A 25,702-nucleotide genomic window follows, 5' to 3' on the forward strand; every position below is an offset into this window, starting at 1 on the left:
AGCGAGGTAGTGTACACGCGTGTACACAGATGTATACACGTGAGTACACTATTGTGTACACACGTGTATACTCGCTCCTCCTAAGTAGCAGGTACACAATGGGGGCTTATATACTTAGTATGCAGATGCTTCTATCCTTGGTATATGCTCCTCAACTACTCTATCCTCGCACTATAGTCATTCCATGTGTTGGCCCTGCGACACCTGCTGGTAGAGGTGGTACTCTGCCTGCTTCTTAGTACCTTTGCTAGACCAGTATAGAGATTTATTGACTAGATGAATAAAGAACAACTTCGCATCCTATACCTTGCTACGGCAGACTTCGCCCTGCCCTCCCTCCAAGCCCTCGTCGAGCAGGGCTACAACGTCGTGGTCGTCGTCACTATGCCCGACAAGCCCGCAGGACGGGGACATAAGCTCCGTGAGAGTAGCATCAAGACCTACGCTCGAGAGGTAGGTCTAGAGGTACTACAGCCCGAGCGTCTGCGGGATGAAGCCTTCATCCAACGGCTACATGAGCTCGCCCCCGACCTCGGGGTGGTGGTAGCCTTCCGAATGCTCCCCGAGATCGTCTGGAGCCTACCTCGCTTCGGTACGATTAACCTGCATGGCTCGCTCTTGCCCCGCTACCGTGGGGCAGCCCCCATCCACTGGGCGATTATCAACGGGGATCAGGAGACGGGGGTCACGACCTTCCGCCTCCGTCACGAGCTCGACACGGGTGACCTCCTACTGCAGGCTCGCCTCCCCATAGCACCCGAAGACAACGTGGGTAAGATCCACGACACCCTCATGCACGTAGGGGCAGAGACCCTAGTGAAGACCGTAGACCTCTTCCTACAGGACAAAGAGCCCGAGGGCATCCCGCAGAGCTCCGTAGACGAAGCCCCTACTCCTGCCCCCAAGCTCACGAAGGAGAATACCGAGCTTCACTGGGATCGTCCGACGAATGCCCTGCACAATCAGGTTCGAGGCCTTAGCCCCTACCCAGCTGCTTGGGCAACGCTTACCTTCGAGGGGCATCCCCCCACCGCCTTCAAGATCCTAGAGAGTGCCCCCCTATCCTATCCCGAGGGGACACCAGCACCTCCTGCTGGTACACTCGTACTGCTCCCCAAGGGAAGGCTCGCTGTGGCGACCCTTGATGGACTCCTCGAGATCAAGACGCTACAGCCCCCAGGCAAGAAGGCTATGCCCGCCGCAGCCTACCTTAACGGCCTGCGCTAGTAGACATATCGCCTACCAGCCACGATAGCGGGCTACCCCGCCCGTGAGGACGACACAACCCCTCTAAATGACTTATCGCCCCTACCATCACGAGGATGGTAGGGGCGATAAGTCATTTAGAGGGATGAATGCGGGCTAGTAGCCAGGATTCTGACGGAGCTTCTCTGGGTTAGCCTGCAGGTCATCCGATGGGATCGGATAGAGGGTGCGATAGGCATCTAAGCCCTTACCAGTAGCTACACCACCCTTCCACGGCCAGAGGTAGGTCGCAGAGGTGAACTTGCCGAAGCGGATCAGATCGGTACGGCGCTGTGCCTCCCAGTAGAACTCACGGCCACGCTCATTGAGTAGCTCATCTAGGCTAGGCAGAGCGGTGTAGTTGCCCGTAGCGTTGCCATAGGCACGAGCACGGATGAGATTGAGATACTGGAGACCCTTTGTGCCGTCAGCCTTGCCACGGATGGCGGCCTCAGCATAGTTGAGATACAGCTCTGAGAGACGGAAGAGAGGGAAGTCCGTGTCGCAGTGGTCACCGTTGCTGCCGTTGGCACCTGCGCTGGTGACGTTGCGGAACTTATAGACGTAGACACCCTGATCGAACTTCGTGACGTCCGAGATCACTGGCGTAGTAGCCTTCATCAGACAGCGAGAATCAGTGGCGGTATTTGAGCCAAAGAGGTCAAGGAGCGCCTTGGTGGCACGGTTACCAGCCCAGCCACCACCGACACCCATGTTCTTACCCGTAGCCGTCTTAGCATCTGCCGAAGTAGAGCTATTGACGAGGAAGGTCATCCCACCCCAGTTCTGCGAGCTGGTACCATCGTAGTTGATGGAGAGGAGTACCTCGGGATTGTTCAGGTTGTTGTCTGCGAGGAAGAGGTTCTCGTACTTGGTGTGCAGGGAGTACTTGTTCGAGGAGATGACTCGCTCGGCATAGGTAGCTGCATCGGCATATCGCTCAGTGCCCGTGTAGACCTCAGCATTGAGGTAGAGGCGGGAGAGCAGTGCCCAGGCTGCAGCCTTGTCTGCACGACCATACTCGTTAGCCTTGGGCTCCATGAGGTCACTCTCGATTGCCTTTAGCTCACTCTCTACATAGCTGAATAGCTCGGAGCGTGAGATCTGGCGAGGGTAAACCTTCCCCGTAGGAGTCGATTCATCGATGAAGGGAGGATTCCCAAAGAGGTCCATCAGCACCCAGTACTGGTAGGCACGCAGGAAGCGAGCCTCGGCACGATAGGTCTTGATCGTAGCATCACTGGACTTGTCCGCAGTGTTCTTGAGGAACTCTGAGGCGAGCTTGATCTGATAGATCGAGCGGTAGTAGAAGCCTCTAATGATGGGATTCGAGGCCGACCAAGAGATCGCATGCAGGTCAGGTACACCGCCATCCCCCCAAGCACAGATAGCACTCTCGGAGGGGAGCTCCTGGAGGTTGAAGAGACCACGGAGGAAGTCACTCGTCCCCTCGTCTATACCAGCGATGTCACCACCATCCCCATTCCCTGTGAGGGCGAAAGCTCCATAAACCTTGGCGAAGGCCTGAAGGGTCTTCTCCGGAGAGTCGTAGACACGTGGGGCAGTGTCCCCATTGGTGGGGAAGCGATCTAAGTCCTTCGTGCAGGAGCTAAGTCCTAGTACTCCTAGGAGCCCGAGGGTGAGTGTGCCTCGGAGCATCTTCTTATTCATACTCATGATTAGCTAGGGATTAGAGAGTGAGGGAGAGATTGAGTGAATAGGTACGAGGGATAGGGTAGAGGCTGAAGTCAATTGACCGCTCTGGATCTAGCCCCTTGTAGGGGGAGAGGGTGAAGACATTCTGCACCGTAGCCGAAGCCCTTAGCGACGCCTTGCCGAGGATACGACCGAAGTCATAGCCGAGGGTGAGGTTGTCCATCTTCACGAAAGATGCCTTGTGGAGGTAGTAGTCGGAGATGAACTGCTTGTCGTTGTTGTTCTGGAAGTCCGACTTGTTGATCTCGGGGGTTGTGTTACGGAAGTAGTTCCCAGAGTTCAGTACCGCCTGATGGGTCGCCATGAGGGAGGATACATTGTCGTAGATGTAGTTGCCGATGCTACCACGTAGGGAGGTCGATAGGCTCCAGCGGTCGAAGGTCAGCGTGGTAGATAGCCCCATGAGTACCTTAGGCTCGGGGTTATGCGCACGGTACTTGTCCTGCTCGTTGATGACACCATCATTGTTGAGGTCTTCGTACTGACCTTCCAGAGGCTTACCCGCAGCGTCATACTTCTGCTTGTAGACGAAGAAGGTGCTAGGCGCATAGCCCACGGAGTGAATCTGCACCGTGGTACCTGTCCCCCCAGTGACACCACCGGTAGGTACGCCCTGGTAGCCGGGGACATCGACAGCATTGAGCTTAGTGATACGCGTGCTGTTGGAGCTAATATTATAGCTTACATCCCACGTAAATCTCTTCGTCTGGACGGGGGTAGCACTGATAGCGAGCTCAAAGCCCTTACTGGTGATGTTACCGACGTTGGTGAGGATACGGTTCGAGAAGTTAGCACCTGCAGGTGTTGGGATCTCGTTGAGTAGGTCGGTCGTACGCTTCTCGTAGAAGTCTAGAGTACCGGAGAGACGACCCTTGATGAAGCTGAAGTCAAGTCCTGCGTTGTAGGTAGCTGTCTGCTCCCAGTGTATGTTCTCATCGTAGGCAATGGGACGCATCATGTTGTAGAAGGTATTGCCTAGCTGATAGCGATTGGTGTTGGTGCTGAGGGAGTAGAAGGCGAGGTAGTTGTAGTTCCCGATACCATCCTGCTGCCCTGTGACGCCGTAGCCCAAGCGGAGCTTGAGGTCATCGATCCAAGAGACATTCTTGAGGAAGGACTCCTCCTTGATGCGCCAAGCTAGGGCAAGAGCAGGGAAGATACCCCAGCGGTTGTCCTTGCTGAAGCGTGAAGAGCCATCGGCACGCACCGTAGCGGTGAAGAGGTAGCGATCTAGCAGGCTGTAATTCAGACGTCCGTAGAAGGATACCAGCGTATTCTGTGGGTAGTCGTACTCGAAGACGGGCTTAGAGACGATTGTCTTGTCGTAGGTGTAGTCGGGCATGTTGTGCACGTTCGTCTTCCAGTCCTGATAGGAGTACCCAGCCATGACGTCTATTCGGCTGTGAAGGCTCTGTAGCTCCTTGGCATAGTTGGCGTAGAAGTCGAAGAGCAAGCTGCGCTTCTGCTGCTCGTAGGTGTTGTTCTTACCGCTCTTGAGTACATCGGGCTGACCCGTGGTCTTGAGGGTGAAGCGTTGCCACTCGAGGGAGGAGTTCTCGGGGATGATCACATGGCCCTTACCCGAAGCATAGTCGTAGCCGAGGTTCATGTTCAGCTTGAGCTCGGGGAGGAAGTGGACCTTGTAGTCGAGCTTGAGGTTGCTGATGGTACGGAAGACATCACTCACATCATCCTTCTGCTCAAGTAGAGCAACAGGGTTCTTGGGAGCGAGCTTCTGGAGGTTTGTCCCGTCTAGCTGTGTCCAGTAGCCTCCGTAGGGGGCAAACTTAGGATCGCTATCACGGACTGGGCGTGTGGGGTCAAACTGTACAGCTGCACCGATAGCCTCCTTGTTAGCGAAGCGGTTGTGCGTAGCCGAGAGCTTGACACTTGCGTCGATGGAGAGGTGGTTGTCCAGGAGACGAGGGTTAAGACTAATATCCCCACTGAAGCGGTTCATCTTATCCGTCTTGAGGACACCCTCCTGATGGTAGAAGCCCGCAGAGACACGATAGGGGAGCTTGCCAGTAGCACCACTCACGCTGATATTATAGTCACCTCCATAGGCCAGCTGATAGATCTCACGCTGCCAGTCGGTGCTGGCAGAGCCGAGCTTGCTGACGGAGGAGGGAGAGATACGCTGGATGAGGGCTCGGTAGTCGTTAGCCGAGAGGACGTTCACGTAGCGAGCGGGCTGTGAGAGGGAGTTCTGTACGGATACAGCTATCTGGGTCTTCTGTCCTACCTTACCACGCTTGGTGGTGATCATGATGACCCCGTTGGAGGCACGAGAGCCGTAGATAGCGGTAGCAGAGGCATCCTTCAGGACGTTCATGGAGGCGATGTCCTGAGGGTTGAGCGAACTCAGGATGCTAGGAGCACCCGAGACGGCGGAGTTCTCGATGGGCACTCCATCGATGACTATTAGTGGGTCGTTACTAGCGTTGAGCGAAGCACCCCCACGGATACGGATACGACCACCAGCACCTGGCGAGCCATCAGGGGTGATCTGTACCCCAGCGACCTTCCCTACGAGGAGGTCACTAGCGGTGGAGATAGCTCCCTTCTGGAAGTTCTTCTCGTTGATACTAGCTATAGAACCCGTGAGGTCCTTCTTCTGCATCGAGCCGTAGCCGATGACGACGACTTCCTTCAGTGACTTAGCACTTTCTGCGAGCACTACCTTGAGGGGAAGAGTTGCTGTAGCCAGACTAATAGTCTGTGGCGTATAACCTAGGAAGGAGATGATGAGGTGACCATTCTTCGGCGCTTTGAGCGTGAAGTTCCCGTTGATATCTGTGATGACCCCCTGTGCGGTCTCCTTGACCTTGACAGCGGCACCTATGATCTCTTCTCCCTTATCATCCACGACCTGTCCTGTGACCTGGATCTCCTGTGCGAAGGATGGGATTGCAAAGGCCATGAGGGCAAGACAGAGGGTGATAAGGCGTAAAATCTTATTCATTTTACGTACTCTGTTTATTGTGAATAATGGATTGGGCTACCCCATAGGAGGGCATAGTGCTCTACCGATATGGGGTAGCCCAAGGCTATAGTTTACTTGCTAGCGGGGAGGATGGAGATGGCGAAGCCACCACCAGGAGCAGACTGTAGGCTGAGCTTGCTGCCCTTCTTGACCTTCACCTTGCGGATGGTGTACACCTCGGGGTTGGTCTTGTAGTTAGCGTTCTTGCCGTCTGCGTAGATCGTAGCGATGTAGGTCTTACCTGCGTCGAGGAAGTCGAGGGTGAGGTTCGTCTTGTGACCTTCGTAGCCTGCGACGTTACCGACGAACCAGTTGTCGGAGTTCTTCGCCTTACGAGCGATCGTGATGTACTCACCTGGCTCAGCCTCGATGATCTTCGTGTCGTCCCAGTCTACTGCGACGTCCTTGATGAACTGGAAGGCATCCATGTGCTTCTCGTACACCTCGGGTAGGTCGGCAGCCATCTGCAGCGGGCTGTACATCGTGACGTAGCAGGCGAGCTGGTTACAGATGGTCGTATTGACGTGGGAGTTGTTATCGGGGTTGTACTTGCTGATGTCCATCTGGAAGATACCTGGGGTATAGTCCATCGGGCCACCGATGAGGCGGGTGAAGGGGAGGACAGTCAGGTGGTTGGGCTTGCTGCCCCCGAAGGCCTGATACTCCTGCCCACGTGCCGACTCCTGTGCGATGAGGTTGGGGTAGGTACGGCTAAGACCGGTCATGTGGACAGACTCGTGTGCATTGACCGAGATCTTGTGCTTAGCCGCCTCCTTGACAGCGTGGAGGTAGTGATTGACCATGCTCTGGCCGTAGTGGTACTCTCCTCGGGGGATGATATTGCCTACGTAGCCACTCTTGACGGCGGAGTAGCCGTTATCGACCATGAACTTGTAGGCCTTCTCCATGTGACGCTCATAGTTCGTGACCGAGCTAGAGGTCTCGTGGTGCATGATAATCTTCACGCCCTTGCTCCGAGCATAGTCACGGAGCTCAGCGACATCGAAGTCAGGGTAAGGGGTGACAAAGTCAAAGACACGATCCTTGCTATTGCCGAACCAGTCTTCCCAGCCGATGTTCCACCCTTCGACGAGGACGGCATCGAAGCCGTGCTTGGCGGCGAAGTCGATGTATTCCTTGACGTGCTGGGTGTTGGCAGCGTGCTTGCCGTTAGGCTTCACCTTGGAGTAATCGGTCTTGCCGATCTTCACATAGGGTAGGTCGTCGGTGTAGGCCCAGGTGCTCTTGCCCGTGATCATCTCCCACCAGACCCCTACATACTTAATAGGCTTGATCCAGTCGGTGGTCTCGTAGGCGCAGGGTTCATTGAGGTTGTACGTGAGCTTGGAGGCTAGGATGTCTCGAGCATCACGGCTGACGATAGCCGTACGCCAAGGGGTGTTGAAGGGTGCCTCGATGTGCCCACGATTGCCCTGTGCGTCAGGGGTAAGCTCTACGTGGAAGACCATGTTCTTGTCATCCAGCTCGAGGTTGATCGCAGGGAAGTCAATGAGGGCTGCCTCGTGGAGGTTGATGTACACACCCTTATCCGTCTTGAGCATCAGCGGAGTCTGCACACCCGTCTTGGAGAAGGCCTTCTGAGAGCAATTCTCGGTGAATGCCTTGTCGAAGAGTCCACGGATCTCCGAGAGGCGGCTATGCTGGTAGTCGTACTCCTCGGTGTCGTAGTCGCCAGGGATCCAGTGTGCCTTGTGGTCACCTGTCATAGCGAACTCCGAGAGCTCACGCTTGACCACATAGAAGTTTCGATCCTTCCCCCCGGGGAACTCATAGCGGAAGCCTAGCCCGTCATCGAAGAGACGGAAGCGGATGGCAATAGGATCGCCATTGGACTTCTTCTTTAGTTCTACGAGGAGCTCATTATAGTGGTTGCGGATCTGCTTCACTTCGCCCCATACGGGTGTCCACGTCTCATCGAAGGTAGACTCCTTCGTGCCCGTGACCTCGAGATCCTTATCAAAAGACTTCTTCCCATCGGTCATCTCCAGGCCTAGACGGCTCTGTCGGATGATCTCCTCTCCATTAGCGAAGGATAGGCGGTAGGTCGGTACGCCCTCGTTCGTCAGCGAGAAGTGGAGCTGTAGCCCTCCCTTGGGCGAGCTGATCGTCTGTGCCAGTGCACTCCAGCCCGAGGCCAAGAGTAGGGCACAAGCGGCGATCCAATGCTTTGCTAGCTTCATTTGCTCTTAAATTATTAGTGATAACTATTGTTTTACCTATCTTATCGCCCAAGCTCTACCTATCAGGAAATATTACTTTGCGAGCTCTTTAGGCTGTGCAAATATAACAATTAAACGCCTAGAAATAAAGTGGATTTATTAAACATTTTAAGGAAGGATGGCTTTATTCCACATTCTTCCTCAAAAAGTCACCAACACACACCCAACGAATAAACAAAATCACTATTCCACCCCACACCTTTTCTATAGTAAAGACATATACACAGCCCACACCATCACCCACGTACTAAGCCACTTAGATAACACACTACCTATCCACCTCCCCCTATCCCTTATCCAGAAGAGGGACCTCACACCCTCATAAGCAAAGGAAAGAGAAAAAAGGAAAGGAAATCTAAGTAAGAAGCCCCCTATAATCTACAAATCTCTCCCCCTCCACTCCTATAATATATACCCTCACATCAGATACCACTCAGCATACGCCACAGCACACTGCCCCACGACACTTCTCCACACCAAGCTATGGAGACCCAAGTAGTACAACAGACTACAAGCAAATAAGGGAGGAGAGAACAAGCCCTAGAGGGCAAGTATGAAGAGTACTTCACAAGGGGAATTTCTCCGCAAGTCAAGCGACTATTCGGGTCTAAGCCTAGGGACGTGGAGCACATCCCCTCAGTCCTATGATCTTCCATCTATGCCTATATCCTGAGCCCTATATATAATATGGTGTCAGGAGTTATAGTCGGATGGAGCACGAGAGGACAAATTCCCGTGGGCGTAATGGGAGGGAATAGTGCTCGAGCTGCGTGATAGAGATACTTGTGAGGGTATAGCTCCGCTCATTCCAGAGGTTCGTCAGGCTTCCAGCCAGCTTGATTCGTTTGCTCACAGCCCAGTCGGCTCGGATATCACAGAAGAGGGTATGCCTATAGCCCTGACCTATACCCTCCCCCATAGTATGCTGGAGGAGAGCTGAGAGGCTAAGGCTCTTGCTGAGTGTACTGGTCAGCTTCAGCTCCTGCTCCAGACGGAGACTAGGATGGGGCTCCATGCCCAAGCGGTGATACCAGAGGCTACCGAACCCTACAGAGTAGCTCGCCGAGAGAGCTCTGATCCTACTCCAGCGCAGAGTGAGCATAGAGAGGAGATTATCACTACGCACAGTGTATATGCGCTCTGCCAATGCAGTGAGGTGCCTGTTATGCGTGTATCCTAGCTCGGCACGTAGGGTAAGTGCCCAGTGCGGGATAGCCTTATCTAGTACACCCTGCACCGAATAGCTCCGGTGCCTATAGGCTGTATCTATAGGAATACTCAAGGTCTGCTCGGGAAGGAGACGTATATCACATAGGTAGCTATGAGCCGTCTGCCGGTAGCTAAGCCGTACATAGGTAAAGAGCATCTTGAGCGGATCACGATAGGTCAGGCGTACAGCTCCATTCAGCACATGTCGATAGTAGAGCTGCTGTAGGCTCTGTGTATAGGAGCGGTAGCCACGACGGATTACCTCGGTGCTATAGTAGTCGTCTATATCAGGGGTGGATTGATAGCCCCCCGAGAGATGTAGTGTGCTATACTGAGAAAGGGGGAGATTTAGGGAGAGACTAGGAGCTAGATATAGGTAGGATCGTCTATCCAGCCGATGCCCCAGTCTAAGCCTATCAGCCTGATAGTATAGGGGACAGGAGAACGAGACATTCACGCCAGACGAACCATAGCCCAGAGAGCTATTGAGCCCTATGGTCAGCTGGTTATAGCTATTATCACTCGAGGAGAGGATCTCACGCTCTCCATAGCTATTACAGATCACCCGAGCTAGGAGCCCTGTCTGTAGAGTGACACGGCCGAGGGCAAAGCCCATCTGGGCACTATTCGTCGTAGCGAACTGGCTCACCCTACGCCTCGTGGTGAGGGCCGTCTCTATACCCATCGGATCCCGTTGCCAGCCTGAGAGCCGTTCGCCTGCGGTATAGCCTCGGGTGGAGGACTTCAGGCTGATGAGCGTCCCCCCTAGATCCACATTACCCTGGAGGTTGGCTTGTAGCCACTGAGGACGCTGGCGAAGGGTTAGCCGATAGACCTTACGATCGGAGAGGAGATCCTCCTGACTAGTCCTCCCCTGGGCGCTGTATAGCATGTCTGCCAGGAGGAAGAGACCCGGTGCATTGTGCTCATAGCGTAGAGCTGCTCGGTAGTAATTCGGCTTAGCTGTGAGGCTCGAGGTCTCATGGAGGACATAGGGCTGACTCCCTAAGTAGTGGATGGACTGCGAAGACTCGCCTCTAGTACGATCATGATAGCCTAGGGCATTGAGGCGAAGGCTCCCATACCGACCGATCTTCTGTAGGTCATTCACGCCCCAGCTAAGAGCCCTATTTCGTAGATAGCGAGGCTCACTGAGTGGGGGCACTCCCCCTCCTGAGGAACGGAGGATCATGAGGGGCAGGGAGAGGTAATCCTCCTCTGGGTAGGGAGAGGCATGCTCGACAAAATCTGTGGCTAGCTCCAGCCCTGTGTTGTTCCCCTTAAGGTTGGTGATGAGTTGGTTGCTAGGGGAGACCTGCATGAGGAAGGCCTTACCCATCCAGAGTGGGAGCTCAAGGCCCATACCGCCCGTCAGCTCTCCGAAGGGACGAAAGAGAGCCTGCTTATTCAGGCGTATATTTAGTGCGGCATACTCCCCGACGACCTTCCCCTGGAGGATACGCTTGTGCTGATTATGCTCGATGACCTCGATTCGATCGACAGCCTCAGCAGGGAGATTGCGACTGGCTTGGTTATAGTTCATCCCTAGAGGATCCTGCCCCTCGATATAGAACCGGTCGATGGGCTTGCCCTGATACATGATCTGCCCCTTCTCTCCGACCTGCATACCTGGGAGCTTCTTCAGTATATCCTCGATATACCTATCCTGGGCTCCAGCGAAGGCCTTGACTCGATAGCTCAGGGTATCTCCTCGTGAAGTGATAGGGGTAGCTCTGACGTAGACCTCACGTAGCTTGACCTCCTCGACCTCCAGACTTAGGGTGGGCTGAGCTACCGATAGCTCGGGACTGGAGAGTAGGAGTTCACGCTTCCGATAGCCCATCAGGGCGAGGGAGAGAGTGTGATCACCCGGGTGAAGGGTGAGCGTAGCTCGTAGATGGCTTTGTACTGTGAAGGCTCTAAGACCTGCTTCTTGATGGTATCAGACTCGTTGAGTTTCCTCGTACCATAGATCTGCTGCAGCAGATCCTGCGCACCACTCAGCGTCCCATTCTGCGCCCCAAGGGGGAGTAGAGCAATGAGGCTGGTGAGTATGTACACTAGACTCTTTATACTTCTTGTCGGTCTCATATAGTGGCGGGTATGTAAGGTTAAATGAAGAGAGAGAACAACTATCCTGCATATCATCCTCTCCCTTCTAGAATCTGCGTTAGTAGGTTGCTCCGTCTATCGGAGGCTGGGGATACCCAATCTTGGGGTGTCCATCGGCATAGTAGAGACTACATCACCACAGCTCCCCCAGCTTCCTTTTGACAATCAGACTTCTCTAGGATTAGGGCTAGCTCTACGAGAGCCAAGTACTTGTCCTCATCAGATCCTTCACACAGGTCTGTATCAGTCCAAGTAACTGTGCCACAAGTGGTCGTAATCTTGACGGGCTTTGCTCCTGCTGTGAAGCAAGAGACACTTCCTAGTAGTAGGAAGAGGTCATGCTGAGAATTAATTTTCTCATAAGGTGTAGTTGTTAGTGCTACGATGACGGACATGTTTCGCCCATCTCCCGCAAACATAAAAAAAGATATCGGGAAAAGCAAATACCGCACATTACATTGCACATCTGCACACCCCACCCGTAGGCACAAGACTGGAGATAAAAGGGGCTACCGATAGACAATGAGTAATGTAGCAGCTAGGGATATCTCTCCACATCTATGGTAGGAGTCTCATCTTGAGCAAAGTATAGAAGGATCAATATTGGCTCAAAATAGTCCTCAGTAGCGAGCCTCTCATCACCTTACATAGGTGACGAGAACGAACATATAATGTTCGCACTTGCGTTCTCGGTAAGAGCGCCTCCGTCACCTTACATAGGTGATTGGGACGTTCATACCGAGAGCGCACTCACGCTCTCGGTATGAACGTTTTGCCCCTCTCGGAACAGCTGATAAAGAGAGCGTTAGGAGGGCAGATCTACCCACCCCATCCAAGGCCACTGATAGGACAGCAAACCGAGCGAGCAAAGGCCTTTACTGGAGATTGCGTACCTTTGCACCCCAGGAGGAGAGACACTCCCCCATTTACCCCAATACTATATTACAGAATGAAATCACATCTGTCTCCACGAGTACCAAGCCTCTTTGTCCTCTCACTCATCCTAACAGCAGGACTCACATTCACCGCCTGCCGAAGCAAGAAGAACGAGGACCTCGACCGAGTACGTCAGGAGCAGCTACGCAAGCAACAGGAAGAAGAAGCACGGAAGAAGCGTGAAGAAGAGGCCCTACGTGCTAACAGCATCATCACCGACGGTGTCGTGAAGAAGATCAAGCTCGCAGCCTTCTTCAACCTGCAATTTGGACTCAATCCCCCCTACAGCCTCGGCTTCCTCCCAGCAGAGCCCACCGCAGGCTCAGGACACCTACAAGAGCAGCCCGAATACATCTATATCTCTATCCCTCGGACCCTCAAGGGGCAAGAGATCGACCTCGCTCCTGCCGACCCTACCACCAGTCCCTGGACTGTACTACTACGTGAGGGAGCCTCATCTAAGGAGAAGATCTTCGGGAGGAACGGTGAGAGCCGTGCCAAGAAGGGAAGCACCCTCACCCTCACGGTCGAGAACGAGTGGATCAATACCTTCAGGGTCAAGCTACACCTCGTCTATGACGATGCCACAGGGAAGACCCACACCATTGATGTCAACTACCTAGGCAGTTGCGCTGTCGGGGGGGCGGGCTTCCTCCCCACCGATGACCTGAGGGAATACAAGCAGGTAGAGCCTCAGAAGCTCACCTATGATGCCTCCTACGTCAAGACCTCCTTCGTCTCCAAGCTCGCCAAGGGTAAGAAACTCACCGAGCTCCTGCTCCTGCCCGCAGCCCCCAACGATGCCGACTACGAGAAGCTCACCGAAGCTCTCTACATACGTCTGCCGGAGAACCTCCTAGGCACAGAGATCCCCCTCACCGTAGAGAATACAAAGGAGCAGGCCAAGGAACTAGGATGGGCTATCACCTTCATTAAGGATGGGGAAAAGAGGGAATTCATGGGCAACCCACTCCTACCCAAGCTCCTCGAGGGGAGTAAGCTCCGTGTCGATGCCCTCGGCGGTGACAAGTATCGAGTCCGAGGGACACTCATCTTCCCCCACACGAAGAATCTCTACACCCTCACCTGCGACTACGAAGGCACCTTCACCAAAGTACCGCACGTAGCGAAGCTGAAGTAAGCTAAGGGCAGTCCGCCCGACACCAAAGGGGGCACAGCCCCAAGCATCAGAAAAGACTAAGCCCCCTGAGCCACTCGTAGGCTCAGGGGGCTTAGTCCTTTATTGTCTAGTTATAAAAGTCGCTAGGAGAGCTTTGCGATAAGGCTGTCGAAGAGCGCACGTAGTGCCGTGAGGTCTTCTGCCAGCGCAGTCTCTACCTCCTCCCGAGACATGATGAGGAGCTCCCCAATCTTGGTCTTGCCAATGCGCTCAGGCTTGAAGGTGAGGTCTGCAAACTTGCGCCCCCCGAGCTTACACTCAATGAGCCCCGCTCCTGAACCCTCGAAGCTAAAGGCTGCCTCCCGCCACTCGATCTGCTCCAGTCGGGAGAAGAAGAGCGCACGACGTCGGATGCGGTAGATACGCTTGTTGGTGAAGATATGACGGGCTGCATACATGAAGGGGACTTCGTCTGCCTCGAAGGTAAGGCCAACCCTATGAGCCCACTTATGCACCCTAGACCAAAAGATCCCTAGATTACCTCCATCGTCCAGAGGGAAGATGATCTCCCGCACCACGGGATCCTCGCCGAGGTAGTAGTTGAGTCCCGAGCGTACGAGCGGATGGAAGACTAGTTCGGTAGCTAGGAGTAAAGCTCGCCCCTCGATCTCTGGGTCAAAGCCATTCTTGCGGAAGTAGTCATTACGACGCTCCCCATTAGCCCTCGCCTCCTCATCGAGCTTTGCCTCCGCCTGTAGATCGACATAGGGCTGGAGCAGAGTACGAAGAGCCTCCATATCACTATCCTCCCACAGCCCAAAGGAGGTCAGGGGATGCGCAGGTGAGGTCACCAGCCCATAGACAGTACTGATATATTCATTGCCCGGCTTGACCGTATCCCCCTTAATCCCCTGCTCCTCCACAGACCAGAGCTTACCTGCGACGGCACTTGCCCAGAAGGTAACCCAAGAGCCAAAGACTCGCTCAGCATGCCCCCCGACATGCTCTAGGAGCTCCGCGAGCACCTCCTCATCGATATAGCCGAGGTCCCCTGAGGAGGTGATGATCTCGATCATACGAGAGTAGTCAAAGCCTAGTACAAAGAGCCCATCCGTAGCCTCGAGTAGTGCCCGATGCTTGGCGAAGAAGCCGAGGTAACGCTTGCCGAGTTTGCTATCTTCAGAGAGGAACTCACGGAGCTTATTCCCCACCCTCACTACGAGAGGTAGTGACTTCGGATCATCGGAGAGGACAGGTACCTCCCCCTCGTGGAAGCGTTCTATCGCCTGGCGGATGACCGCCGATGAGCCATAGTGTTCTAGCGCCTTAGCTCGGACAGCCTCGTCGGTCAGGCTATCCCCGTACTGGAGATACATGGAGAAGAAGATCTGCGCCGCAGGGTAGTAGATATAGCTATCCTCCTCGAGACTCTGTAGCATCTCCATGAGGGTATCCTGATTGCGTATATCATAGTTCTTCTTCAGGACAGCAGCTAGCTCCTCACGGTTCTTGACCGTGAAGTAGAGGTTGGTCTCTAGTAGAGAGAAGCGTAAGATGTCCTTAGAGACCTGCGTGCGATGGACAGATAGGGCACAGTAGGCACTGGCCAAAAGTGTATACTTGCTTTGCATATCGGTGTAAGTAAGGTTAGCAGGTAAACGAAAAGAGAGAAATAGCCACGAGGGCTACTTCTCTCTGATGAAGATATTGATAGGCGTACCGGAGAAGTCCCAGTGCGCTCGTATCTGGTTCTCGAGGAAACGTTTGTAGGGTTCCTTGACCCACTGCGGGAGGTTAGCAAAGAAGGCGAAGCTAGGCACGGCGGTGGGGAGCTGCATGACGTACTTGATCTTGATATACTTACCCTTGGTAGCAGGGGGCGGAGTAGCCTCGATGATGGGCAGCATGACCTCGTTGAGCTGGTGCGTAGGGATACGCTTGCTACGACGCTCGTAGACCTGCTGTACCTCCTCGAGCACCTTGAAGATACGCTGCTTCGTCAGTGCCGAGATGAAGATAATAGGGAAGTCAGTGAAGGGAGCTAGACGCTCACGGATGGCACGCTCAAAGGTCTTGATGACCTGCGTACTCTTGTCCTCTACGAGGTCCCACTTATTGACACAGACGATGAGCCCCTTGCTATTCTTCTGAATGATGGAGAATATATTGAGGTCTTGGCTCTCTATCCCACGTGTGGCATCGAGCATGAGGACACAGACATCTGCGCTCTCGATAGCTCGGATGGAGCGAATGACAGAGTAGTACTCTAGGTCTTCGTTCACCTTGCCACGCTTACGGATACCTGCGGTATCTACGAGGTAGAAGTTCATCCCGAACTTCGTGTAGTGCGTATAGATGGAGTCACGTGTCGTACCAGCGACGTTGGTCACGATGTTGCGTTCCTCCCCGATGAAGGCATTGACGAGAGAGGACTTACCTGCATTGGGGCGTCCCACTATAGCGATACGTGGAGCATCTAGTGGCTCATCGACGAAGGTACCCTCGGGGAGCTCCTTGATGATGGCATCTAGGAGGTCACCCGTACCACTGCCACTGATAGCAGAGATGGGCATAGGATCACCGAGACCGAAGGCATAGAACTCGGCAGCCTCGTAGTGCTGAGCGTAGTTGTCCGCCTTGTTAGCAACGAGTAGGACGGGCTTCTTGGATCTACGGAGCTTGGCAGCCACCTCATCATCGAGGTCGGTGATACCATTCTCCACGTCTACGACGAAGAGGATGACATCGGCCTCCTCCATAGCGATCTCTACCTGCTTATTGATCTCGCCCTCGAAGACATCCTCACTACCGACGACCCAGCCCCCTGTATCCACTACAGAGAACTCGCGGTCGAGCCAGGTGACCTTGCCATACTGCCTGTCACGTGTCGTGCCTGCCTCCTCACTGACGATAGCCCCACGGGTCTGGGTCAGGCGATTGAAGAGGGTGGACTTGCCCACATTGGGACGTCCGACGATTGCTACTAGATGACTCATAATGCTGTTGTTCGTATTATTGGGGTGTAGCTACACTTCTAGTCTAGGCGGTAGCCATAGGCACGTAGGAGGTTGTCTCTATTGCGCCAGTCCTTCTCGACCTTGACAAAGATCTCGAGGAAGATCTTCTTCTCAAAGAAACGCTCCATATCTCGGCGGGCCATCGTCCCTACCTTCTTGAGAGCAGCCCCCTTATGCCCGATGATGATCCCCTTTTGGCTGTCTCGCTCGGCAATGATGAGCGCCTGGATGTGGATACGATCGTCTTCTTCCTTGAAGGACTCTACTACGACCTCCACCGAATAGGGGATCTCCTTCTGATAGTAGAGGAGTACCTTCTCTCGGATGATCTCTGTCACGAAGAAGCGTGCAGGACGATCGGTCAAAGCATCCTTATCAAAGTAAGGAGGAGAGGGAGGAATAAGCGACTCAATGCGACGGCGAAGAGGCTCTACATTGAAGTTATTGAGTGCCGATAGAGGGATGATCTCTGCATTCGGTAGCTCCTCATGCCAGCGATCTACGAGAGAGACCAGAGCCTCCTGAGTCGTGAGATCGACCTTGTTGATGATGAGGATCAGAGGGCACTTCACCCCTCGTACACGCTCTAGGAAGAACTCATTCTTGTCGGCCGTCTCCACCGTGTCGGTGACGTAGAGTAGGACATCAGCGTCGCCTAGGGCAGACTCGGAGAACTCCAGCATACTCTCCTGTAGCTTGTAGTTCGGGCGTAGCACACCGGGCGTATCGCTATATACGATCTGTAGCTCAGGGGTATTGACGATCCCCATGATGCGGTGTCGTGTGGTCTGAGCCTTGGAGGTGATGATGGAGACACGCTCTCCCACGAGGAGGTTCATCAGGGTAGACTTCCCGACGTTGGGATTGCCTACGATATTGACGAAGCCCGAGCGGTGCTGGGGACTTGGTGATACTTCGCTCATCCGAGTGCTAAGTGAGGGGTAGGATAGAAAGGAGAGACCTTGCCCGCCCGCACACAGTGGGGGACAGGCAAGGTCTCCTAGAGAGTAACTTAGTTCTTAGGATCGTAAGCCCACTTGACGTAGACGGCACCCCAAGTGAAGCCTGCACCGAAGGAGGTGAGGATGAGGTTATCGCCCTTATGGAGCTTCTTCTCGAATTCCCAGAGACAGATAGGTATAGTAGCCGAGCTGGTGTTGCCTCGGTACTCGATATTGATCATCACACGATCCATAGGCACCTGCATCTCACGTGCTACAGCGTCGATGATACGGAGGTTGGCCTGGTGAGGTACTACCCAGGCGATATCGTCGTAGCTGAGGCCATTGCGCTCCATCACGAGGTGGCAGCTGGAGGACATCCCCTTGACGGCCTGCTTGAAGACTGCAGCACCCTCCTGATAGACATAGTGCATCCGTGCATCTACGGTCTCGTGCGAGGGGGGACAAGCCGAGCCGCCAGCCTTCATGATGAGGTTGCTCTTCCCCACCCCATCGGTACGGAAGTAAGCATCCAGCACTCCCATGTGCTCCTCGGTGGGCTCAAGCAGGACACAGCCTGCACCATCACCGAAGAGAGGGCAGGTAGCTCGGTCTGTATAGTCCGTGACAGCCGACATCTTCTCCGCAGCGATGACGAGCACACGCTTGTAGCGGCCCGAGCGGATGTAGTTCGCTCCAGCCTCTAGGGCGTAGATGAAGCTAGGGCAGGCAGACTGTAGGTCGAAGGTGAAGGCATTCACACAGCCAGTCTCATGGGCTACGATCGAGGAGGTCGTGGGGAAGTGGTAGTCAGGGGTATTAGTGGCGAGGATAATACCATCGATCGTCGCTGGATCGATGTTATTACGCTGGAAGAGATCCTTGACCGCCTGGATACCCAGATACGAAGCCCCCTTGGTGGGGTCCTTCAGGATACGGCGTTCGCGTATCCCTACACGGGTCATGATCCACTCATCATTCGTATCGACCATCTTCTCGAGGTCGGCATTAGTCAGCTTATCTTCGGGGAGATAACCTCCTACAGCCGTAATAGCTGCGTTGATGACACTCATAGTTTTTATTTCTGATATACTTCTTTTGTATCGAAGAGCTTGAAGCCCCTTCGCGTCTGTAAAAATATCGGGTACGAAGATACGAAAAAAGCCCCAAAGGTCTCTTTGGGGCTCTCTTCGTCTGTCAGACTACGTACTACTGTGCCTGCTCCAGAGCTAGCTTGCCACGGTAGTAGCCACACTCACCACAGACGGTGTGGTAGATGTGCCATGCGCCGCAATTAGCGCACTTAGCAAGCGTAGGCATAGCTGCCTTGTCGTGGGTACGACGCTTAGCGGTACGTGTCTTGGACTGTCTTCTTTTAGGATGTGCCATAAATCTATTTTTGTTTTGAATTACTAATCTCTCTTTAGTGCCTTGAGGGCTGCCCAGCGCTCATCTATACCATCCTCATCACGGGTGATACCCTCACCCTCACTTCCCTCTATGAGCTCTGCGGGCTCTACGCTATGAATGATCTGGAGCATCGAATCGTTGCATTGCCCGTCTTCGTGAAGGCGTTGCACGGGGAGTGATAATACAATATCCTCGTACATCAGCCACTCTAGATCCAGTACACCGTCCTGCTCGCCCACGACAAGAATCTCGTCGCTCTCCTCTAGGTACTCCTGTCCAAACTTTACGACCAGCTCCCTATCAGCCTCCACCACTACCTCTAGTGGGTCAAGGCATCTGTCGCAGGTCGTATCCACCACACCATCGTAGCTGAAGGCGAGGCTAAAGACATCGCCCGTACGGCGAAGGTCTAGGTGTACCTCTACCTCTCCACCCGTGATACCATTGGAGTCAATGCTCTGGAAGTACCTATCCTCAAGGAGCCATGAATACTCGTGATCCCCTGCGGCGAGTGTCCTTAGATTGAGCTTATACTGGTCGGTATGCATCGGATATACTCTAGCTGGTAGCGTAAAAATCTTCGCAAAGATACACAAAAGACCCCATACCTACAAGATAAGTATAGGGTCTCGTGCCAAAGTCGTTAAGATCTCTTCACATGCCAGCTAGGGCTATCCCGCTCCCTCCCCCGAGGGCACCTTCGTCCCGTAGGGTGGGCTAAGGATAGGACTGTACATCATGATAGCGTGGTTCTCCACGAGCAGTTGCTCGCTCGTCGTCCCATCGGGATAAGTGGTAATGCGTACGATCCTATTGTGTCGTGTGTAGCCACCCCACATCTGTTGTACCACACGGTGATCTCGCTCCTCGACATGGTAGCTACAGGTGTGCCTTCCCTCCGTGCTCAGGCGACCCCACAGGTAGGTATCGTCCATCCAGAGCTCGAGGTAGAAGGGCTGATCCGTGTCGTTACGAAAGCGGAAGTCTATATAATTATAGGAGAGGGTCGCTCCCGCCCCGAAGGGTACCAAGCGATGGACATCGGGGAAGACATCGAAGGTGTGGCGGTGACGCTCCGTGATGGTAAGCGGGCTATGTGCCACGAGCCAGAAGAGCAGGTTACCTAGCTGACAAAGCCCCCCTCCGATCCCCTTGCGAATCTGTCCCTGATGCAGCACCAAGCCCTCCAGATAGCCCTTAGCCTTAGAGGTGCGCCCGACGCTACGCCATACCGAGCAAGTCTCTCCGGGGCAGATACGCATCCCGTCTAGGTGAGCGATCGCTAGGCGAAGATTGGTACGCTTATTCTCCTGCAGGTACATATCCACATCCTTCAGTGGGCGAAGGATCAGCGAATGATGCTCCATGAGGGGGTAGAGCTGCTCCTGGGGCGGGGAGAGACGTGCCCAGCGTGTCCCCGAGGCGAGATCCTCCACCTTGCGTCGGAGGATATAGTACTCCCGCCCGAGACGTCGCCTTAGGTCTCCTCGGATGAGAGGTTGGTCAATGTAGTCCATATATGATTGTGTCCCTAGGACTTTTTGCGGTGGAAAGAGAGGGGTACACCATCGGTCGCCCTCATACTCAGGACGCCGTCCTTCACCTTGATGTCATTACCGAGGTCTTCGAAAGCAGATGCCCCTAAGCTCTCACGCATACCCTCCTTGACACTCTCCTCCATCTCCTTCTTGATCTTTTCGTAGGCCTCTTGGATAGCCTGTTCATCTTTATCCTTGGCCTCCTCTCGGAGGAGATCGAGGCATGCCTTACCATTGATGAGGTATTCGAGGAGCTCGACTCGGGCAGCAGCCTGATCGAGCGTGAAGGAAAGTCTGCCGCCGAGTATGCTGTAGGTAAGAGGTTCGGCAAAGGCAAGGCGTAGGTCGATCACCATACCATCCATCTTTGATGTCATGGTGTACTCTAGGTTGAGGACGCCCTGTTTCTCATCGTTGAATATGAAGTTATAGGAATGGAACTTTGCCCGCCCATTTGTGATCCGCTCTAGCGCCTTTAGGGTGCTGGGATCCCCCTCCCACTCCCCAAGGATATCCTTGCGGAGCGAGGAGTCGTTGCACGAGCCTAGCCCCACGAGGGCTAGGAGCAAGCATAGGATGCTTCCAAAAGTGAGTCGTTTCATTGTGCTCTAGTAGTTGAGTGTTCGTAGTGAGTATTCTTGTTCTCCTGTAAGGGTATATCTATAGATCCTACAGCGAACGAAGGGTCTACGAATGACACCTAGTGAGGAGGCAGAGCCTCTCTCATAGAGGGACAAGACCTACTAAGCATACCACAGAGGTGCACCCCTCAGCCTCGTGGCTAAGGCTACAACACCCCTACCTGCGACGTCGCCCCATCCCCCCTCTGGATGAGAGGCTAGCCTGTAGGGCCTACCCTCTATCGGTAGGTATCCCGATGAGGTCGTAGCACCTAGGACTTTTTGCGGTGGAAGGAGAGGAGTACTTGATCCTCATCCTTCATCGTCATGATGCCGTCCTTCACCTTGAGGTCATTACCGAAGGCTTCACCTCCAGCTTCCACAAAGCCTTCGAGCATACCCTCCTTGACACTCTCTTCCATCTCCCTCTTCATTTTCTCGTAGGTATCTTGGATGAACTGCTCTTCTTTGCCCTCGGCTGCTTCACGGAGCACTTCGATGCATTCCTTGCCATTGATTAGGTATTCGAGAATCTCTGCCCGAGTAGCAGCCTGATCGAACTTGAAGGTAAGTCTCCCCCCAAGTATCTTGTAGGTGATCGGTGCTACAAAGGCAGGGCGCAGAGTCATCTCCTCTCCATCCACCTTGGTGCTGACGGTGTACTCAAAGTTGAGGACGCCATGTGTCTCATCGCTGAATGTGAAGTTAAAGGAATGGAACTTAGCCTCCCCATCTGTCATCTTCTCTAGGGCTACCATGGTGGCTGGATCGCCTTCCCACTCCCCGAGGATATCCTTGCGGAGTGAGGAGTCGTTACAAGAGCTGAGCCCTACGAGGGCTAGGAGCAAGCATAGGATGCTTACAAGACTGAGTCGTTTCATTGTTCTCTAGATGTTTAGTGTTCGTAGTTAGTATAGTTGTTCTCCAGTAGGAACAAATCCTCAGCCCCAGCAGTAAGCGAAGGGGCTACGAGTGATGCTCCGTGAGGAGATCGAGCTTCTCTTATGAAGGTGCGAGACGTGCCAGGTGTGCCCCCTAGGTGAGATCCTAGCCCCTGTAAGGAAGGCTACAAAACTCCTTCCCGATACGTCTCCACTGATCCTCCTAGATGAGGGGCAGGTCTGTAGAGCCCCTCCTATCAGTATGTATCGCTATGGTGCCGTAGCTTCCTGGGACTTATTGCGGTGGAAGGTGAGGGGTATCTTTCCCCCTTGCTTGAGCGTCAGGATATCGTTCTTCACGCTAGCGTCATAACTATAGGTTATCTCCAAAGGAGTCCCGATCTGCCTGCGAACGTCTTCCTCAACTAACTCTTTTAGCTGCTCCGTTACTGTATCGTAGGCTCTTTGGAGGGCTGCTTCACCTTCCCCCTCAACATCCTGGGCAACTACATCTTTATAATTCTTGCCGTTGATAAGACATTCAAGGATCTCGACTTGGACAGAATCCTTATCAAACCTGAAGGAAAGCCCATCACCATAGACGTTGTAGATAATCGGAACTTCGATAGCTACACGTAGGTACACCTCCTCTTCCTCCTCCCGCAAAGTGAGCGTTTTCCCAACCTTGATCAATCCTCGATTCCCGTTATCAAACTTCCAGTCAAAGGCATAAATCTTCGTTTGTCCTCCTCCCATCCATTCTAGGTTCTTCAAGATCTTAGGATCACCTGTCCACTCCCCGAGGATATCCTTGCGAAGTGTGGATTCGCCACAAGAGCTGAGCCCCACAAGGGCTAGGAGAAAACATAGGATACTTACAAGGCTTAGTCGCTTCATTGCTTCCTGATAGATTATTTAGTGTTCATAAACGAGGTCGCTTCCACAAAGGTAGCGAACTTTCACTGATACACTTTATAGAGCTACACATGCTACTTATATTAGAGCTATGCATACTACAGAATAGAGCTATATATGCTACAGAATGGGGAGCGTAACGGTCTCGGTAACATCGCCACCTTCACCTATCATAGGTGGTAGCATTCACCTATCATAGGTAACCACGACCACCTATGATAGGTGATTAGAGAGGAAGTACCACGACCGACACGAAGGGAAAAGGTTCCATTTAATACACACAACGGCACGCACTCAATGAGGGTAGAATACTAATACACAGAGAGAAAAGTAGAAGCCACGGAGACGACACGAGACAATCTGACGAAAATTTTCAGCTGAGGTAGTGGATACTTTATATTAAATATGTACTTTTGCTATAAGGTTAGATTAGTTAGGAATATGGAAGCAAAACGCATCGAGCGTATACGCCTAATGGAATCAGCTCTAAACCGCTGGATCGAACTCGGCAACGAGGGCGAAAAGCTACTCTTTGCCATGCAAGAAGCAATCCCTCAGCTCGAGGATCTCATCACTTATTATAGTTCTACCGACTGGTTCATTGACAAGGAAAGCAGTGACCGCAACGAGTTCCCAGAGGATCTACTCTGCGGGGTACTCAGCGAGGACGCTGTCTTCGATGTACTGACCCAGCTGCACGGACTCCTACAGATGACCCGCGAGATAGAGGCTCACATGCGCGAGGTACCACGAAGGGATACTTTGCCACCCATTCCCGACTGACCAAACCCCACGAACAAACTCTACATACAATTCAAACTACTCACAACGAACTATGGAGTACATCCTAAACCCTATCGCACGGGCCATAGGGAAGCAGCCCGAAGCCTTCACCAAGGCCGACATCATCAAGTATATCGTGGATCAAGATATCCATGCCGTGAACTTCCGCTACACCGGTGGTGATGGTCACCTCAAGGAACTCAACTTCATTATCCAAGACCTTGAATACCTTGACGAGGTACTCTCCTCAGGAGAACGCGTAGATGGCTCGAGCCTCTTCCCCGGAGTCATGGAGGCAGGCTCCTCCGACTTGTACGTCGTACCTCAGTTCTCATCGGCCTTCATGGACCCCTTCACAGCTGAGCCTACGATTAGCTTCTTCTGTGCGTACATGGACAAGGATGGTCAGCCCCTTTCCTCCGCCCCAGACCAGATACTTCACCGTGCAGCCAAGGCCTTCCGTGAAGTAACAGGTGGACTGGAGTTCCACGCTATGGGCGAACTCGAATACTACGTCATCAGCCCCAAGGAAGAGAACTATGCAGCGGTCGATCAGCGTGGCTACCATGAGATGTCTCCCTTCAGCAAGCAGATCGAGTTCCGCACACAAGCTATCCGACTGATCGCCGAGTGCGGCGGACATATCAAGTACGCTCATGGTGAGGTGGGTAACTTTAGTACTGATGAGTACAACTACGAGCAGAACGAGATCGAATTCCTGCCTGTCCCCGTAGAGCGTGCAGCACAAGACCTACAGCTCGGTAAGTGGATCCTCTTCGAGCTCGGCTGGCGTATGGGACTCAACGTTACCTTTGCTCCTAAGATCATCGTGGGTAAGGCAGGTAGCGGCATGCACGTGCATACCAAGATCGTAGATAAGGAAGGAAATAACTGCTACGTACACGCAGACGGCTCCCTAACCGACATCGCACACAAGGCTGTGGCTGGTATGATGAGTCTTGCCTCTTCCCTCACTGCCTTCGGGAACACCAACCCCACATCCTACCTCCGACTTGTGCCACACCAGGAGGCACCTACCACCGTATGCTGGGGTGACCGTAACCGCTCAGCCCTCGTACGTGTGCCCCTAGGATGGAGTGCAAAGGTCGATATGTGCAGTATCGTCAATCCCCTAGAAAAGCCAGAGAACAAGCGATACACGGGCAAGCAGACCATCGAGTTCCGTGCCCCAGACGGATCAGCGAATATCTACCTGCTTCTAGCTGGTATCACCACCGCAGCTCGCCATGGCTTCGAGCTCCCCGATGCACTAGAGCTTGCTAAGAAGACCTATGTATCGATGAACATACATAAGAGTGAATTCGCTGACAAGCTTTCGCACCTCGACAGCCTACCTGCCTCTTGTATCGCCTCAGCCGATCGCCTAGAGAAGGATCGTGCTATCTACGAGGCCCTCGGCGTCTTTGACCCGCTGACCATCGATGGCTTGATCCGTCATCTACGCAGCTATCAGGACGGAGACCTCCGAGACAAGGCACAGGCAGACCCTGTCTTCCTCAAGGAGCTCGTTGATCGCTTCTTCTACTGCTAAGCATCCGGACTATACGGGAAGCCCCCCAAGTGCTCACTGGCACTTGGGGGGCTTCTTTTTACCCGTATGGGCTTATTAGGTACTTCGCTAGAGTCCCTTATGCTTCTCTAGCTTACGCTTGAGGACATCTATACAAAGGTCGATTGACTCCTCGAAGGAGTTACCGATCTTCTCTACGTAAAAGTCGGGGCCACTTACCTTGAGCTTGATGGATGCTTCCTTATTATTAGATACTTCCGGCTTCGTCACCTTCAGGATAACTTCTGCTCCTTGGATGTCATCGGCGAAGCGGTTGAGCTTCTCTAGCTTTTTCTGGATAAACTCCTTGAGCTGTACGGTAGCTTCAAAGTGGAGGGCTTGAATTCTGATGTCCATAGTTCTTAGTTGTTTGTGTTCTCCCCTTACGAGGAGAGCGGTGAGACACTTAGAATGTAGTAGTGGAGGTGGCTAGCTAAGTAGCTAAACAACCTCCACCTCAAAG

At 53.5% G+C, this 25,702-nt stretch carries 20 protein-coding genes; 4 read left to right on the forward strand and 16 right to left on the reverse strand.

Translation table 11 applies throughout. From position 1 onward, the window contains the following. Window positions 1-276: 276 nt before the first annotated feature. Window positions 277-1,227: a methionyl-tRNA formyltransferase gene (gene fmt / locus QZ554_RS02485; protein WP_297194088.1), complete on the forward strand. Its 951-nt coding sequence runs from the start codon at window positions 277-279 to the stop codon at window positions 1,225-1,227. A gap of 135 nt (window positions 1,228-1,362) precedes the next feature. Here fmt and QZ554_RS02490 read toward each other — a convergent pair whose 3' ends face one another. The 5 genes from QZ554_RS02490 to QZ554_RS02510 all read right to left on the reverse strand — a co-directional run bounded on the left by QZ554_RS02490 (window position 1,363) and on the right by QZ554_RS02510 (window position 11,457). Continuing rightward, window positions 1,363-2,916: a RagB/SusD family nutrient uptake outer membrane protein gene (locus tag QZ554_RS02490; RefSeq protein WP_297194090.1), complete on the reverse strand. Its 1,554-nt coding sequence runs from the start codon at window positions 2,914-2,916 to the stop codon at window positions 1,363-1,365. 19 nt (window positions 2,917-2,935) lie between these two features. Then, entirely contained in the window at window positions 2,936-5,926 is a 2,991-nt protein-coding gene (locus QZ554_RS02495; RefSeq protein ID WP_297194091.1) for a TonB-dependent receptor, read from the reverse strand. Between the two features lie 92 nt (window positions 5,927-6,018). Next, window positions 6,019-8,148: a glycoside hydrolase family 97 protein gene (locus QZ554_RS02500; RefSeq protein WP_297194093.1), complete on the reverse strand. Its 2,130-nt coding sequence runs from the start codon at window positions 8,146-8,148 to the stop codon at window positions 6,019-6,021. 739 nt (window positions 8,149-8,887) lie between these two features. Continuing rightward, window positions 8,888-11,239, reverse strand: coding sequence for a hypothetical protein (locus QZ554_RS02505; RefSeq protein ID WP_297194095.1), 2,352 nt, complete (start codon window positions 11,237-11,239; stop codon window positions 8,888-8,890). Further along, window positions 11,239-11,457: a hypothetical protein gene (locus QZ554_RS02510; protein ID WP_297194097.1), complete on the reverse strand. Its 219-nt coding sequence runs from the start codon at window positions 11,455-11,457 to the stop codon at window positions 11,239-11,241. Before QZ554_RS02510 ends, QZ554_RS02505 begins: the two co-directional genes overlap by 1 nt. Window positions 11,458-12,457: 1,000 nt before the next feature. Here QZ554_RS02510 and QZ554_RS02515 point away from each other — a divergent pair. Next, window positions 12,458-13,585 (forward strand): hypothetical protein, encoded by a 1,128-nt coding sequence (locus QZ554_RS02515; protein WP_297194099.1) that lies wholly within the window; start codon window positions 12,458-12,460, stop codon window positions 13,583-13,585. Window positions 13,586-13,707: 122 nt separating this feature from the next. Here the strand turns inward: QZ554_RS02515 and QZ554_RS02520 are convergent, their stop codons facing one another. The 10 genes from QZ554_RS02520 to QZ554_RS02565 all read right to left on the reverse strand — a co-directional run bounded on the left by QZ554_RS02520 (window position 13,708) and on the right by QZ554_RS02565 (window position 22,868). Beyond that, the gene (locus QZ554_RS02520; RefSeq protein WP_297194101.1) at window positions 13,708-15,195 is read right to left on the reverse strand and encodes a DUF1266 domain-containing protein; all 1,488 of its coding nucleotides are present in this window, start codon (window positions 15,193-15,195) and stop codon (window positions 13,708-13,710) included. Window positions 15,196-15,249: 54 nt separating this feature from the next. Further along, a complete protein-coding gene (gene der / locus QZ554_RS02525) occupies window positions 15,250-16,560 on the reverse strand; it encodes a ribosome biogenesis GTPase Der (RefSeq protein ID WP_297194103.1) in 1,311 nt (436 codons plus the stop codon). Between the two features lie 38 nt (window positions 16,561-16,598). Next, a complete protein-coding gene (era, locus tag QZ554_RS02530) occupies window positions 16,599-17,504 on the reverse strand; it encodes a GTPase Era (protein ID WP_297176612.1) in 906 nt (301 codons plus the stop codon). An 89-nt stretch (window positions 17,505-17,593) separates the two neighbouring features. Continuing rightward, complete coding sequence (locus tag QZ554_RS02535) at window positions 17,594-18,595, reverse strand: beta-ketoacyl-ACP synthase III (RefSeq protein ID WP_297194105.1); 1,002 nt, start codon at window positions 18,593-18,595, stop codon at window positions 17,594-17,596. Between the two features lie 136 nt (window positions 18,596-18,731). Beyond that, on the reverse strand, window positions 18,732-18,911 hold the full coding sequence (rpmF, locus tag QZ554_RS02540) for a 50S ribosomal protein L32 (protein WP_297176606.1): 180 nt from the start codon (window positions 18,909-18,911) through the stop codon (window positions 18,732-18,734). Between the two features lie 23 nt (window positions 18,912-18,934). Next, window positions 18,935-19,480, reverse strand: coding sequence for a DUF177 domain-containing protein (locus tag QZ554_RS02545; RefSeq protein WP_297194107.1), 546 nt, complete (start codon window positions 19,478-19,480; stop codon window positions 18,935-18,937). A gap of 123 nt (window positions 19,481-19,603) precedes the next feature. After that, complete coding sequence (locus tag QZ554_RS02550; protein ID WP_297194109.1) at window positions 19,604-20,449, reverse strand: VanW family protein; 846 nt, start codon at window positions 20,447-20,449, stop codon at window positions 19,604-19,606. 14 nt (window positions 20,450-20,463) lie between these two features. Then, on the reverse strand, window positions 20,464-21,072 hold the full coding sequence (locus QZ554_RS02555) for a hypothetical protein (RefSeq protein ID WP_297194110.1): 609 nt from the start codon (window positions 21,070-21,072) through the stop codon (window positions 20,464-20,466). A 290-nt stretch (window positions 21,073-21,362) separates the two neighbouring features. Next, window positions 21,363-21,971 (reverse strand): hypothetical protein, encoded by a 609-nt coding sequence (locus QZ554_RS02560; RefSeq protein ID WP_297194112.1) that lies wholly within the window; start codon window positions 21,969-21,971, stop codon window positions 21,363-21,365. Window positions 21,972-22,241: 270 nt separating this feature from the next. Further along, window positions 22,242-22,868 carry a hypothetical protein gene (locus QZ554_RS02565; RefSeq protein ID WP_297194114.1) on the reverse strand — a complete coding sequence of 209 codons (627 nt, stop codon included), beginning with the start codon at window positions 22,866-22,868 and terminating at the stop codon, window positions 22,242-22,244. Window positions 22,869-23,327: 459 nt separating this feature from the next. Between QZ554_RS02565 and QZ554_RS02570 the strand changes: the two genes are divergently transcribed. Together QZ554_RS02570 and QZ554_RS02575 are read left to right on the forward strand one after the other, a co-directional pair. After that, window positions 23,328-23,669 carry a DUF4298 domain-containing protein gene (locus QZ554_RS02570; RefSeq protein ID WP_297194116.1) on the forward strand — a complete coding sequence of 114 codons (342 nt, stop codon included), beginning with the start codon at window positions 23,328-23,330 and terminating at the stop codon, window positions 23,667-23,669. A gap of 52 nt (window positions 23,670-23,721) precedes the next feature. Further along, entirely contained in the window at window positions 23,722-25,221 is a 1,500-nt protein-coding gene (locus QZ554_RS02575; RefSeq protein ID WP_297194118.1) for a glutamine synthetase family protein, read from the forward strand. 87 nt (window positions 25,222-25,308) lie between these two features. Here the strand turns inward: QZ554_RS02575 and raiA are convergent, their stop codons facing one another. Next, window positions 25,309-25,596 carry a ribosome-associated translation inhibitor RaiA gene (gene raiA, locus QZ554_RS02580; RefSeq protein WP_297194120.1) on the reverse strand — a complete coding sequence of 96 codons (288 nt, stop codon included), beginning with the start codon at window positions 25,594-25,596 and terminating at the stop codon, window positions 25,309-25,311. Window positions 25,597-25,702 lie beyond the last annotated feature (106 nt).

Origin of the sequence: uncultured Porphyromonas sp., assembly GCF_915070105.1 — a bacterium.
Classification (GTDB): domain Bacteria; phylum Bacteroidota; class Bacteroidia; order Bacteroidales; family Porphyromonadaceae; genus Porphyromonas.